This window comes from Bacillus marinisedimentorum, from assembly GCF_001644195.2.
GTDB classification, from domain to species: domain Bacteria; phylum Bacillota; class Bacilli; order Bacillales; family Bacillaceae_O; genus Bacillus_BL; species Bacillus_BL marinisedimentorum.
The window spans coordinates 1-13,325 of the sequence record NZ_LWBL02000065.1; the positions used below are offsets into that span (position 1 = coordinate 1).

Consider the following 13,325-nt stretch of genomic DNA (forward strand, 5'->3'; position numbering starts at 1 on the left):
TCCCTGCACCTCTTTATAGGCACGGAAGACAGGTTCCCTTGCCTATATTGCAAGTCCGCCTCTCTTTATAGGCACGGGAGTCAAGTTCCCTTGCCTATATTGTCTCCCTCACTCTCGGAAGTTCGAGTTCGCGTCAGTAATGCTAGAAGTAACCGGATTATACTTGCTCTTTTTGTATGTATACAGTGGTTTCACCAGCATTTTATCAATTGTGCCTGCTTGAATTTCTACTGGCAGGCCGCTCACCCGTTTCACTCTCAGGAATCCTATACTCGTCATCATCCCACAGAAACTCAGTTCACTCCGGCTAAGGAGCGCTATCAGCTCATATTTCCATTAGAAGTGTGCATATTTCCCTTCGGCCTGCATGCAAAACAAATAAAAAAAAGAGCCTCCCATCAAGAAGCTCTTACCCGATTTTACCTATCAGGAACGTTACGTCGTCTTTTGGCTTATCAATTAACTGTCTGATTTTTTGAGATGCTGCTTTGATGGATCTCAATTCCCAGACGATGTTTTTAATGGACCGGATCTCCAGGCCGTCCGAATGCATCAAGAAGGAGGAATCAGGTTCATAAGGAAACCGCTGGACACGGAAACTGGCAGGCTTACCGGATAAATACCCTGATTTCGGAAGCGGATGAGTGATCTTCCCGCCCGGCGAATACATGACAAACCGGATGTTTCCGACACAGGCGTATTCGAGCTCCCTTTTTTCATAATAAACTTTAAGCAAACCGAGTACGGCGCCGCGTTTATTATAAAGAGATTTATTAGCCCTGTTCATCAGGCTCTGTACGTCCTCATCGGCATGGTCCCTGATGGCGGAAATTGCGGCCTGTGAAGAAACTCTGGCTTCCATGCCGCTTCCCAGTCCATCCGCAAGGGCACACAGGAAGTAATCTTTCGTTTCCTTAATATAGTATGAATCACCGCAGGCATCTTTCCCGGTTTTTGCTGACTGATGTGCGTATAGATCTACTTTGTCATACTTTTTGTGGGAAATCATATCACAAGCACTCCGATGGTTCAGTCCTGATGGCTTCTCTGAGCTTTTTCAGGGCTCGTCTCTGCAAGCGGGAAACATGCATCTGGGATATGCCCAGGCGGTCTCCTGTTTCCTTCTGGCTCATATTTTCAAAATAGGTGCAGCGTAATATCTCCTGTTCCCGCTCGGTAAGAACATGGAACACTTTTTCAAGAATAAGTCGCTGATCGATATTTTCAAAACCGTCATCCTGCTGGCCAACCAAGTCCAATAGGGTGACAGTGCTGCCGTCAGAATCCGCTTCAATTGAGCTGTCAACTGATAGGGCTTGATAGCTTTTCCCCATTTCCATCGTTTCCAGGACTTCCTCTGTTGTCACTTCGAGGCGGTCTGCGATTTCTTCAACTTTTGGGGACCGATGGAGTTCGTTGGTCAAATCCTCCACCGTTTTTTTGATTTTCGGACCAAGTTCCTTGATTCTGCGCGGAACGTGGACGCTCCATGTCTTGTCACGGATGAAACGTTTGATTTCACCGATAATCGTCGGTACCGCGAACGATTCGAAACTTTTTCCGAATGACGGGTCATAACGCCTGATGGCAGCGAGCAACCCAATCATACCAACTTGTACAAGGTCTTCATGAATGCTGCGCCCTTTTGAATACTTCCCGGCTAACGAAACGACTAAATCATTGTATTTATCAACGATCAGTGACTGTGCCGTCTCATCATCAGAATCATCCTGGACCCTTTGAATCCATTCATAAACCTCATTGTCATTTTGTCTTTGAGGTTTGTGTGTCGGCACTTTGATCCACCTCGTCTCTTTGAAGGTATTTTGTCATGCTGACAACAACACCCGCTTGATCACTGATTTGAACTTCGTCCATCAACGTGTCAATCAAGAAAAGGCCCAACCCTCCCTCGGTTATCGTTTCAACCGGCTTGGAGCTGTCATAAGGACCTAGCTGCTGACGGGTTTCTTTCGCATTAAAGCTTTTTCCGCTGTCTGAAACCATGATCTGGACGCGGTTTTCATAAATACCGAACGCTACTGCGATTTCGCCGTGTTCATCATCCGGATAAGCATGGTTGACGGCATTCGTCACTGCTTCTGACAGGGCAATCTTAATATCTTCAATGTCATCATAGGCAAAGCCCATGCGGCTCGCGATTCCAGATGCTGTGAGCCTCAGGACTCCGACATATTCTGGCCTGGCCGGCACTTTCATTTCCACCATATCAAAAGATTCGTTCATCATTGTCCACCCCTGACTGCCGGATCAATTTCCATTACCTCATTAAGTCCCGTAATTTCAAACAGGCGGGTAACGCGATCAGACATTCCAGTCAGTGTGAGTGTACCGTTATTCGCTCTTACAGATTTCAAGAGGCCGATAAACACACCTAGGCCGGTACTGTCCATGTAACTGACTCCTGCCAGGTCGATCACAATATTGATACCTTCATTTTTTGTAAGCGGGGTTATCGTTTCACGCAGTTCCGGAGCTGTATAGGCATCTACTTCTCCGCTTACAGTTACGTGATAGGCATTCTTGTCTTTTTCCTGAACATCTATTTGTAAGTTCAATTCACACACTCCCCCTGGTCTAATAATAGCTACTGCTTTAAACTACCCGATGCCGGAAATGATTAAACATTGCGGCGGATAATAATAAGGGTAAAGTCGTCCCTCAGCTGGAAATCCTGCATTTTTTCCAGCTTCCGGTATACATTCTCAACGATCTCCTGTGAAGGCAGGTGGATGTATTCCCGAATGATTTCGATAATTTCTTCACGTTCAATAAACCGGTCGCCCGTGCGGCATTCCGTTACACCATCGGAAAGCAGGATGATCATATCGCCTTGTTCGACATCCCGCTGGAAGTCTTCGTATTTCATTGTCCGGGAAACACCGAGAACGAGACCTTTTGCATTGATCTCCTCGAACTTGTCCTCTTTGGAATTGTAATAGAAACCCGGCTCATGCCCTGCTGATGCATAGTAAAACTTATGGTCACGCGGATCATAGAGCCCGTAAAACATCGTGATGAACATGCTCGGGTCCACGTTATGTTCCACGACGCGGTTCAAGTTTTCCAGTACCGCTCCCGGGTCCATTCTTGTCTCAGGCAGGCTGTCCATTGAATACTTGATCATGGACATGCAAAGTGCGGCGGGAATTCCTTTGCCGATAATATCTGCAATCGCCACACTGAGTGAGCCATTCTCATCCTGTACGAAGTGATAGTAATCACCGTTCATTTGCTTTGCAGGCACACTGACCGCACCAACATCCAGCGATTCCACTGCCGGATGTTCTGTCGTCAGCAGTGTCTGCTGCATGCTGGCAGCCACTTCGATTTCGGACTGAAGCTCGAGCTGCCGGCTGCGGAGACTTTGATGTTCACGATAGGCAAATCCGTAATTGATCATAACCTCCAGCAAAAATTCCAGTGACCGTGCCATGTTTTCATCAAGGTCCGGGAACAGGTCCTCCATTACCGTAATGTGCAGGCTGATGATTTCCTCAGGGGAAATCTTCTGCTCGATCGCTTTACGGCTGAATTGCTGGCCTTTATATAGTGACTGTTCATCTTTGATCTTTAAATAATCATCCAGTATTTTTTTATACTTTTCCACAATCAAATCTTTCTCGTCCAACCTCAACTACCCCCTTAACGGAGCCATTTCACCGCCACAATTTCAGTGCCGTCATCGCCGCTGGAGTCTATGGTAAACTCATCCATGAGCCTCTTCACACCCGGAAGCCCGGCGCCAAGCCCCCCGGATGTAGAATAGCCGTCCTCCATCACACGTCTGATATCCCGAATCCCAGGTCCGTTGTCTCTTGCGATGATGCGCAAGCCTCCCCGGGCACTATCCTCTATCGGCTCAATTACAATTTCGCCTTCTCCTGCATAAAGGTAGATGTTACGGGCTAACTCAGAAATGGCTGTTGTGATGCGGGCCTGGTCAACACTCCCAAACCCCAATTCTCTAGCGACGTTTCTCCCTAACTGTCTTGCCGCAACAATATCCCATTCTTTTTTTACATGTACACAGGATTGGGTTTCCATTCAGCTATTCCCCCAATTCCTGCTGCAGTTTATCCAGTCCCTGTTCTAAGTCCAATGCTGTAGGAACATTCCGCAGGTGAATGCCAAGATCAATTAGCGTAATGGCAACCGCCGGCTGGATACCGGTTAGCACCACCTTCGCTCCCATCAAACCTGACATATCAACAACATCACCGAGAACCTTGGCTATAAATGAATCGATCATATCGACAGAAGTCAAATCGATTACAATTCCTTTTGCACTCGTTTCATGGATTTTATTCAGAAGATCTTCCTGAAACTGCAAAGCCGTCTGGTCATCAAGCTCAGTCTGGATTGTGATCAACAAATATTGATGCAATTTCAATATCGGTATTCGCATGCCGCTACCTCCCTATTCCAAGTCTGTTAACTGGCGGTTTGTCATACTTAAAGCAGTTTCCATCCCTTTTCGCATGGAACTTTTCGTCGGGAATTCATTCAGGTTGATGCCAAGATTGACAATGGTCTGTGCAATTTCCGGCCTGATGCCGACAAGGATGCACTGGGCCCCGATAAGCCGTACTGCTTCAGCGGCCTGAATGATGTGATGGGCCACCATCGTATCGACTACCGGCACGCCTGTAATATCGATCAGCACCACTTCAGCCCGGTGCTTGATCACTCCATCAAGAAGGTTCTCCATAATAAATTTCGCGCGTTCTGTATCAATTGTGCCGACGAGCGGCATAACGGTTATATTTTCAAAAACCGGGATAAGCGGCGCAGACAATTCCTGCAATGCGATCTTCTGCAGGGAAACGATATTTTCCCATGAACCCGAATAACTTTCGACGAGTTGATTGATGATCGGATCGATCCACTTATCAACCCCGCTAATCAGCAATAAATGTTCTTTGACATTATATTTTTGGTCAAACAGCAAATCGAGCACAACCCTGCGGAAGATCTGAAGACCTTCAGTCAGGTAACTCAGCGGCCAGCCAAGTTTCATCAAACGTTCGGAAAAGTCGCTGAGCTGGCTGGAAAAAGAGGATTGCTCAAGATTAATATTGCTCAGGATGATATTCACGAATTCAAAATTCGTATTCCGGAAAACATCATCCGAAATATTTGTCAGCCTTTTGCTGTTCCTGACTTGTCCAACTTCTTCAAGCCACCGGTCGATGATTGTTTCTTTGTTATCAAATATGATTTCGACAATATACGGTTCCATTGACTTCCTCCCAATGCGTGTATTCGGCCACCTAACCAATCTTTCCGTACTGCTGCATAGCACTCTTATTATTTCATTATCATGGAATATGTTCAATTTTTCTACCAAAAGCCCTTGAAGCCATACTTCAATATTCTCCCCTTTTATATAAAACCCTTTTAAAAAACCGTTTTGGGCCTGTCTGCAACGGGTACAAAATTACAAAAATTTACTTCACTCTCCACTCTGGTAATTCATTCGACAATCATAACGAAAAAACGGCAATCAATAAAGAGAATGCCCCTTGGGAAGTGGAGGGATTTGCGGAAAGATGAGGAGAGCAGGGAAAAATAAGGCAGGAGTAAGCGTTTCACGCAACCGGAACCAACCATGTTGAAAGACTCCATTTTAATTATATGCGTTTAGTTTGAACGGCTGGAGTTTGACGTGGAAACAGATGTTTGGCGTGTAAAGGCACGGGGTTCCGCGTGAAAACGATGGTGACCGGCGCGAAACAGGCGAGGTGCGGCGTGAAAAACCGGACGTTCCGCGTGAAAGCAGATGTTTGGCGTGTAAAGGCAGGGATTCCGCGTGAAAACAAGGATTTCCGGCGCGAAACAGGTGAGGGTCGGCGCGAAAAACTGGACGTTCAGCGTGAAAGCAGATGTTCGGCGTGTAAAGGCAGGGATTCCGCGTGAAAACAAGGGTGACCGGCGCGAAAAATCGGACGTTCCGCGCGAAAGCAGATGTTCGGCGTGAAAAACCGGCTGTACCGAGAGAATGAACAGTTAATAATCTCAATAAATGAAACAAGCCATTAAAAAAAGCTGCTCATTGAGCAACTTTTTCGCATCTATTCTCTTATCAAAAATCAATTAATCCAAGACTGATTTGCAGCGCGTCATCAACCCTGGTCATCATTTTTTCATCCAGGTGGGTAATTTTATCCGTTAAACGCTGTTTGTCTATGGTACGAATCTGTTCAAGCAATATGACCGAATCTCGTTCAAAGCCGTATTTTTTCGCATCGATTTCCACGTGGGTGGGAAGCTTTGCTTTTTGGATCTGGGCAGTAATAGCGGCGACAATCACCGTAGGACTGAAGCGGTTCCCAATGTCGTTTTGAATAATAAGAACAGGCCGTACGCCCCCTTGCTCTGAACCTACTACAGGAGAAAGATCGGCAAAGTAAACATCGCCGCGTTTAACAATCAAATCTTACACCCCGCTTACTAAGCGCTCTAGGGTGTGATCCGCTTCCTCCTCGGCAAGAAAGGCTTCTGAAGCAATGTTCAAATTAATCTTTGCCATTTCCATATAGCCACGACGCATGGATTCACGAATTTGCCGCTTCTTTCGTTCACGAAGATACATTTTAGTAGCCTGGTAAATGAATTCATTTCGGTTTCCATTTTCAAGCTGAATGATCCCATCGAGCTCACTCACCAGTTGTTGAGGCAACTGAATTGTTATTTCTGTCGTTGTGTTCGGGTTTGCCACACACATACACCTCCACCATAACTACACACCTTTTGTTTGGTCACACATTTAATCCACAATTAATGATAGCATCGTTAATCGGCATTTGCAAAGGCTCTACGGGCTTTTCCTATAAAAAAATATTCGCCACTCTTCGACTTTCTCCTGCTTTTTAAGAAAAATTACCTTATTTTATTCATAGATAGATTAATCATTTACGACGTAATTATTCACTTCTGTCACTTTTTGGTTCCGTATATATACACGGGGCACCCGTTCACTGATCATGCAGGGAATCTCATAGTTTATCGTTTCAAGGCAGGCCGCGGCGTCGTCAGCGGTAACCGTGTGGCCGCCCTGTTCACCGATCAGCGTCACCTTCGTTTCACGCTCCATTTTATACGGAAGCCTCACCATCAGCTGGTCCATGCAAATCCTTCCGGCAACCGGGACGACCTCCCCGCCTGCAATCACATGCAGGGCGCTGAGTTTTCTTATCCATCCATCAGCATAGCCAACCGGCACCGTCCCTATCCATTCTTTTTGTGACGCCGTGTAAGTGGCCCCGTAGCTTACGCTTTCACCGGGCTCGATCTCTTTCACATGAATCAGCTTGCTGTGAAGCGAAAACGCCGGTTTCAGCTTATAAGGAAGCAAAGGCTTAATCTCCTCAGACGGCGAAAGGCCATACATGGAGATGCCGAACCGGACCGCATTGAATGCTTGATCCGGGAAGCGCAAAGTGGCCGCGCTGTTGCCGCTGTGCACAATCTCCGGCTCCACTCCCAAATCACGGATCCAGCCAAGCATTTCGATAAAAAGTTCATATTGCCGCTCGTAATAAGCGGTATCGAGCTCATCCGCAGTGGCGAAATGAGTATACGCCCCTTCAAGCTCAAACTCCGATGATGAAGCGATCTGGCTGATAATCTGCTTTGTTTCTGTTTCGGTTTTAACCCCGAGCCTGCCCATCCCGCTGTCCATTTTTATATGAAAACGGAGCCGCTCCCCTTCCGGAAGGGCATCCGCAACTTCCTGAAGCCAATCGGACTGGAACACTGTCAGGGTAATATCATGCCGGGCTGCGATGACAGTATCCTGCGGCCGCACCCAGCCAAGCACCAGAATGGGAACCGTAATACCCGCTTTCCGCAAAGCGAGCGCTTCATCCAAAATGGCAACAGCAAGCGCTTCGGCCCCCGCTTCAATAGCCGTTCTCGCCACCTGGATATCCCCATGCCCGTAAGCATTGGCTTTTACAACCGCTATCACCTTCACATGGTCCGGCAAATGCCGCCTAACTCCCTGAACATTTTCAAATATATAATCAAGGTTGACCTCAACCCACGTATCGCGATAATAAGGCATGATTTCCACAGCCCTGTTTCCTCCCTTATTCGAACTGTCACTCCATATGTTCGATTATTATCTTCTCATTTTGTCCTGTCAATGCCAAAAGAAAGGATTGGGGCTTGCCGGAATGGCGGCGGGTTTTTTATAGGGGGCGTGCCTGTAAAACTGGCGATTCAGCCGGAGACTCCGGTGGCAGGGATGACTGGATGAGAACGCAGATGGAGGATTGGCTGCACTCCAAGTGGAGGCGTTTTTTCTTCCGGGTAAAACCCGATTATTTTTTGTGGAAGGAGGAGCGATTTATCAGGTATCAGAGTTTCGGCGGGCGGGCAGTGCAGTTGTCGCGGTCAAACCTTTTAAAATAGTCTATTTTCAACTGATCAGGGCTGTTTCAAAGAGGCAGGTAGGCAATTCACGCCGTATCTCTGCTGTTTCATGCTATATGCGGGTTATTTCATGCGGTTTCGTGCAAATTTCACGCCGAACTTGCCCCTGGCAAATTCAACAGTTTCGGTTTCACGCCACAGCTTCAGGTTTTCGCGCCGAATACTCACCTTTTCACGCCAAAACCCCGCTGTTTCATGCCGGAGAAGTAAATTTTCACGCCATTGACCCGGTTTCACGCCATAACACATGTTTTTCACGCCAAAGCCCGGCCGGTTCACGGCACCCGCACCACACTGATCCACTTCCCGAGCAGCCCTGAACTACACTGCAATTACCGCACTTCACCCGCCCCCCGGCCAAATCAATCCAAAAATAAAAACCGGCTATCTAAAACGCCCCAATAGCCGGCCAACTGTTGAAACCAGTTGCGGAGCCGCACCGCCTGCCGCTTCCCCAGGCCGGCGTCCAGCGCGCAAGTCCAGCCCTTTACTCACTTCTCTCCGTTTCCTCACCACCATGCGGCCAACCGCCTTTCCCCGCAAAAAAAGAAAAAGCCCAGGCTGCATTACACAGACTGAGCCCCCGCATTATTCTTACTTAACCGCCTGACCCTGAACGGAGCGGGCGATTTCGAGCATTTCTTCTTTTGTCAGATCGTTTGACACAAGGTAGTAATCGACACCTTCGTCAGTCCATGAGATGGAAGTGTCGGTGATTGCCGCTACTGCGTTATGCAGGTGGGCCGGTTCGCCGTCCATCATGACAGGGGCTGCAGATTCGCTGGCCGATGCGGTTTCCTCGATCAAGGTGAATGATTTTTCACCGCCGAACGTGAGGACTACGCGCTTGCCGTTAGCTGTTTTCATTTCTTTTTCTTCAACGAGCTTGACGCCTTCTGGCTTATTTACCGGATAGAGCACTTCAAACGAATCGGCTTTCGGCTCGGCCATCGTCGGCATGTCGATTTGTCCGCTTGTCATGTTGCGGTCCATATCGAATGCGTTGTCATCGAAATCGGCATCCCAGTCAAACTTGGAATATTCCACTTTTACAAGGGCATTCCCGTCCTGGTCCATCACTTTCACCTGTCTTGGGGCCAGGTTTTTCTTATTGAGCGTGATTTCCTGGCGCGGAAGCATTTTGTTGTTCTGGTAGTTCGTCTTTGTTTCGAATACAAAATCACTTTCCTTCGCCGTAAAGGCGGACTCAGGGTCGTTCAGGATATCTCTGGCGAGCGATTCGAACAGGTACGGCTGGCTGCTGTTATCCGGCCATTCGCTCTGGAAGCGGAAGCTTTTGTTCAGGGCTGGTGTGAGCACGAATACACCATCATCATTGCGTAAAATCATCTGGCTCTGGTCTTTTTCCGCATTTTTCAAAAGCACCCTGTAGTAGCTCGGCTTTTTATACCAGATCTCCACTTCATAAATTTGCGGTTCTTTCCCTGTTTCAAGCGTCATTTTGGCATCCGCTTTATAGCTGGACATCTTATTCAGCTTTTCATCAAGCGAAGACATAACATCTTCCTGGCTTTTCTCACCGCATGCTGCCAGGCTCAATACCAATAAAACTGACAGCACCATTGGTATAAATGTCTTCTTCATTCTGTCACCCCTTTGTCTCAGTAACGACAAAGGAGAGAACTTGTATGCATAATGCTAATTCGCCACTGTCAAAAACGCAGCCGGGAGAGCGTCGACCAGATCACCGGCAAGTACATCCATGGAAGTATGTCCCGCTTTCATTAAATAATCCGCGGCCCGGCCATGCAGGAAAACCGCATTGCTCAGGGCAGGCTGGATTTCGGTGTGCTGCATGAGGAAAGCGAGGATCATACCGGTCAGCACATCACCCGAACCGCCTTTGGCGAGCGCCGGGTTTCCGGTTGTGTTCACCCATTGCCGCCCGTCCGGTGCTGTCACGATTGTATACGGGCCTTTAAGGACAAGATATACGCCGAATTCAGCTGCGAATTCCTGGGAAAGCTGAAAACGCCTGGACTGGACCTCTGCAACGGATACACCGGCAAGATGCGCCATTTCACCCGGATGGGGTGTAAGGATCACCGGTTCCGGCCTCTGTTTGAGTTCGTCTTTCAGGAAACCGGCATGGTAAAGTGCATCGGCATCAAGCACAAGCGGGGCTTTTACCGCCTTCAGCAAGTACTCGATCACTTCCGTCCCTTGTTCATGCCTTCCGAACCCCGGTCCCGCGGCAATGCCGTCGAATTCGGAAACGTTCACTCCATGAAGGGACGCAATGAATCCATCCTTTTCGGGCAAAGACCTGTACATCGCTTCCATTGCATGGGAGGCCACTGCATCAAGCACCGACTCCGGCACAGCGGCGGTCAGGAGCCCGGTACCTGAGCGCAACGCGGCAAGAGAGGCCATTGCTGGTGCTCCTTTCATCATGCGCGAGCCGCCGATAACGAGTCCTTTTCCGTGGCTGCCTTTGTGGGAATCCGCTCTTCTGCGCGGCAATGAGGCTGCCGCGTCCGCTTCCCCCCACACTATCCGCTTTCCAGCCTCTTTTTCAATGACTGCGGGCGGAATGCCGATATCGACAGTCACCAGCTCGCCGTATGCTTCTCTGCCCGGATACAAAAATGCGCCTGTTTTCGGGCATTGGAGCGTGATGGTGGCGTCTGCTTTGAAGACGATATCCGGATAGCGGCTGCTGTCCGCTTCCAGCCCGCTCGGAATGTCGATGGCGATTTTCATTCCCTTCATCCCGTTTACGGCTGCAATGATTTCGCGGTATGGAGGGCGCACATCCCCTTTGATGCCGATGCCGAAGATGGCATCAATATATACATCAAAGGCAGGGAGTTCAGATAGAAGCACATCTGTGCCTTCCTGTTCAGCATAGCGCGCCGTATAACCGGATGCCGTAAAAATATCCCGGTGCAGCCCGGCATCGCCTTTCAGCTTTTCCTCAGGCGCAAGCACCCAGAGCGTCACATCGTACCCGCGGGCAAGGAGCGTTCTCGCAATGACAAACCCGTCTCCCCCATTGTTGCCGGTTCCAGCCAGCACAGTAATCCGGTTGTTCTTATCCACCCTTTTTTCAATTTCCGCGGCAGCAGCCCTTCCCGCATTTTCCATCAAGGCGGCGCCGGGCAGCTTGACCTTTTCCATGGTACAGCGGTCGATGGCGTACATTTCATTTGCAGTGACGATTTGCAAACCAGTTCCCTCCTAACCGCACTAAATTTATATGAGACAAACTGTGGTGATATGCAGACTAGCTTTATAAGCTTTCGATAATTACCTGTGCAGCGGCGTATTCGCGGCTATGTGAAATACTTGCGTGAACATGAAAGCGGCTGTTGAACAGCTTTGATTTTATGTATGGCTTTCCAGCCGGATCGGATGCTGTTTCGATATCCTGGAAACTGAGCTCGGATCCGATTCCGGTTCCCGCCGCTTTTGAAAAAGCTTCCTTCACGGCAAACCGCCCGGCAGCGAATTCAAGTTTCCGCCTTCCGGAAAGGCTTCCGCACCGTTTTAGTTCCGCTTCTGTCAAGATCCGGGCCAAAAACCGGGACTGCCGCTCCATCAATTTTTCAATCCGGTCCAATTCAACAATGTCAATTCCGATTCCATGAATCATCTTTTTCCCATCCAGACTTTTTGAGGTAAACTCATTTTTTTCACCTTTCCAGACATATACTGATAAAAATAGCGGTACAATCGCCTTCATTATAGCATTCCTTATTGTACTTCCTGCAACCGCACCTGTGTTACACTGATTCATATAAACGGACTATGGTCCCCGATTTGCAAAGGAGCATGAACATGTTTGTAAGAACGGAAGATTTCCGGACATTCTTAAGACTGTATCCTGTAGTCTCTATAATTGTCGCCGTCAATTTTTTGATCGCAATTCTCGCCTGGTTCTTTCCGGACCTGGCCGCAAAAGGAATCGGCGTCAATATATTGATTGCCCAGGGTGAATACTGGCGGCTTGTTACACCGATTTTTTTACATGGCGGACTCGGGCATGTACTGTTCAATTCATTTTCGCTCGTCCTGTTCGGGCCCTATCTTGAACGGCTGCTTGGAAAAGGCAAGTTCCTGCTCGTCTACCTGCTGACAGGCATCGCAGCGGATATCGCCACATATATGCTTGAATCACCGTATTACAGCCATGTCGGATCATCCGGCGCCATCTTCGGGCTGTTCGGCATTTACCTTTATATGGTATTGTTCCGGAAAGACTTGATTGACCAGGCCAATTCCCAGATTGTGATCACCATTCTTGTTATCGGCCTGCTGATGACATTCACCCGGGCCAACATCAACATCCTTGCCCATCTGTTCGGCTTGATTTCCGGGGCGGCAATTGCACCTCTCTTCCTTGGCAGCCCGCCACGCAGCCCCTATGGATATAATCCTTATCCGGCGCGAAGGAGACGAAACTGGACGCTGCCGGCCGGCACCCTTCCGAAAATCATGTGGGGCGTTCTGGCTGTACTCATTTTAATCGGGCTTCTTGCGCGATTTTAAAAAAGCATCCGGTTTTTCACCCGGTAGTTGAGTGGGTTGAAGCTGAAAGCATAAGAAATCGCAGGAGAGCCGAACAGCGGCAGCCCACAGGTGGGGAAGGAATGGGTTCAGGGTACTGAATGCTGGTTCAGCACCTGTATTGTTGGCATTCAGCTGTTTACTGCTACTGAATACTCGTTCAGTGATTGTATTTATGTTTTTCAGTTGTTTACAGGCACTGAATCCTTATTCAGTGCCTGTATTTATGTTTTTCAGCTGTTTATAGGTACTGAATCCTTATTCAGTGCCTGTATTTATGTTCTTTAGCTGTTTACAGGTACTGAATCCTTATTCAGTGCCTGTATTTATGTTCT

At 48.4% G+C, this 13,325-nt stretch carries 17 protein-coding genes; 3 read left to right on the plus strand and 14 right to left on the minus strand.

The window, feature by feature from the left end; translation table 11 throughout:
• Nucleotides 1-409: 409 nt before the first annotated feature.
• From A4U59_RS18200 to A4U59_RS18235, 8 genes are all read right to left on the minus strand, one after another.
• Nucleotides 410-1,009 carry a PP2C family serine/threonine-protein phosphatase gene (locus A4U59_RS18200; RefSeq protein ID WP_070121633.1) on the minus strand — a complete coding sequence of 200 codons (600 nt, stop codon included), beginning with the start codon at nt 1,007-1,009 and terminating at the stop codon, nt 410-412.
• A gap of 1 nt (nt 1,010) precedes the next feature.
• Nucleotides 1,011-1,796: an RNA polymerase sigma factor SigB gene (gene sigB / locus A4U59_RS18205; protein WP_070121634.1), complete on the minus strand. Its 786-nt coding sequence runs from the start codon at nt 1,794-1,796 to the stop codon at nt 1,011-1,013.
• Nucleotides 1,765-2,247: an anti-sigma B factor RsbW gene (rsbW, locus tag A4U59_RS18210; RefSeq protein ID WP_070121635.1), complete on the minus strand. Its 483-nt coding sequence runs from the start codon at nt 2,245-2,247 to the stop codon at nt 1,765-1,767. The genes sigB and rsbW overlap by 32 nt, the downstream gene beginning before the upstream one ends.
• Nucleotides 2,247-2,579, minus strand: coding sequence for an STAS domain-containing protein (locus tag A4U59_RS18215; RefSeq protein WP_070121636.1), 333 nt, complete (start codon nt 2,577-2,579; stop codon nt 2,247-2,249). Before A4U59_RS18215 ends, rsbW begins: the two co-directional genes overlap by 1 nt.
• Nucleotides 2,580-2,641: 62 nt before the next feature.
• Nucleotides 2,642-3,652, minus strand: coding sequence for a PP2C family protein-serine/threonine phosphatase (locus tag A4U59_RS18220; RefSeq protein WP_070121637.1), 1,011 nt, complete (start codon nt 3,650-3,652; stop codon nt 2,642-2,644).
• Nucleotides 3,653-3,666: 14 nt separating this feature from the next.
• Nucleotides 3,667-4,068 carry an anti-sigma regulatory factor gene (locus A4U59_RS18225; protein ID WP_070121638.1) on the minus strand — a complete coding sequence of 134 codons (402 nt, stop codon included), beginning with the start codon at nt 4,066-4,068 and terminating at the stop codon, nt 3,667-3,669.
• 4 nt (nt 4,069-4,072) lie between these two features.
• Nucleotides 4,073-4,429: an STAS domain-containing protein gene (locus tag A4U59_RS18230; RefSeq protein WP_070121639.1), complete on the minus strand. Its 357-nt coding sequence runs from the start codon at nt 4,427-4,429 to the stop codon at nt 4,073-4,075.
• 12 nt (nt 4,430-4,441) lie between these two features.
• Nucleotides 4,442-5,263: an RsbT co-antagonist protein RsbRA gene (locus A4U59_RS18235; RefSeq protein ID WP_070121640.1), complete on the minus strand. Its 822-nt coding sequence runs from the start codon at nt 5,261-5,263 to the stop codon at nt 4,442-4,444.
• A 570-nt stretch (nt 5,264-5,833) separates the two neighbouring features.
• On the opposite strand from A4U59_RS18235, the gene A4U59_RS21475 reads away from it, so the two are divergent.
• Nucleotides 5,834-6,001 (plus strand): hypothetical protein, encoded by a 168-nt coding sequence (locus tag A4U59_RS21475; RefSeq protein ID WP_157888222.1) that lies wholly within the window; start codon nt 5,834-5,836, stop codon nt 5,999-6,001.
• A gap of 105 nt (nt 6,002-6,106) precedes the next feature.
• Here the strand turns inward: A4U59_RS21475 and ndoA are convergent, their stop codons facing one another.
• The 3 genes from ndoA to alr all read right to left on the minus strand — a co-directional run bounded on the left by ndoA (nt 6,107) and on the right by alr (nt 8,089).
• Complete coding sequence (gene ndoA, locus A4U59_RS18245; protein ID WP_070121642.1) at nt 6,107-6,457, minus strand: type II toxin-antitoxin system endoribonuclease NdoA; 351 nt, start codon at nt 6,455-6,457, stop codon at nt 6,107-6,109.
• A gap of 3 nt (nt 6,458-6,460) precedes the next feature.
• Entirely contained in the window at nt 6,461-6,748 is a 288-nt protein-coding gene (locus A4U59_RS18250; protein WP_070121643.1) for a CopG family ribbon-helix-helix protein, read from the minus strand.
• Nucleotides 6,749-6,928: 180 nt separating this feature from the next.
• Nucleotides 6,929-8,089 (minus strand): alanine racemase, encoded by a 1,161-nt coding sequence (alr, locus tag A4U59_RS18255; protein ID WP_070121678.1) that lies wholly within the window; start codon nt 8,087-8,089, stop codon nt 6,929-6,931.
• A 226-nt stretch (nt 8,090-8,315) separates the two neighbouring features.
• Here alr and A4U59_RS22080 point away from each other — a divergent pair, with 226 nt between their 5' ends.
• The gene (locus A4U59_RS22080) at nt 8,316-8,780 is read left to right on the plus strand and encodes a hypothetical protein (RefSeq protein WP_211274965.1); all 465 of its coding nucleotides are present in this window, start codon (nt 8,316-8,318) and stop codon (nt 8,778-8,780) included.
• A gap of 274 nt (nt 8,781-9,054) precedes the next feature.
• On the opposite strand, the gene A4U59_RS18270 is transcribed toward A4U59_RS22080, so the two are convergent.
• From A4U59_RS18270 to acpS, 3 genes are all read right to left on the minus strand, one after another.
• The gene (locus A4U59_RS18270; protein WP_070121646.1) at nt 9,055-10,065 is read right to left on the minus strand and encodes a LolA family protein; all 1,011 of its coding nucleotides are present in this window, start codon (nt 10,063-10,065) and stop codon (nt 9,055-9,057) included.
• 54 nt (nt 10,066-10,119) lie between these two features.
• Complete coding sequence (locus A4U59_RS18275; protein WP_070121647.1) at nt 10,120-11,649, minus strand: bifunctional ADP-dependent NAD(P)H-hydrate dehydratase/NAD(P)H-hydrate epimerase; 1,530 nt, start codon at nt 11,647-11,649, stop codon at nt 10,120-10,122.
• 64 nt (nt 11,650-11,713) lie between these two features.
• Nucleotides 11,714-12,076 (minus strand): holo-ACP synthase, encoded by a 363-nt coding sequence (gene acpS / locus A4U59_RS18280; protein WP_070121679.1) that lies wholly within the window; start codon nt 12,074-12,076, stop codon nt 11,714-11,716.
• 185 nt (nt 12,077-12,261) lie between these two features.
• Here acpS and A4U59_RS18285 point away from each other — a divergent pair, with 185 nt between their 5' ends.
• Nucleotides 12,262-12,972: a rhomboid family intramembrane serine protease gene (locus tag A4U59_RS18285; RefSeq protein ID WP_070121648.1), complete on the plus strand. Its 711-nt coding sequence runs from the start codon at nt 12,262-12,264 to the stop codon at nt 12,970-12,972.
• The last annotated feature ends 353 nt before the right edge of the window (nt 12,973-13,325 follow it).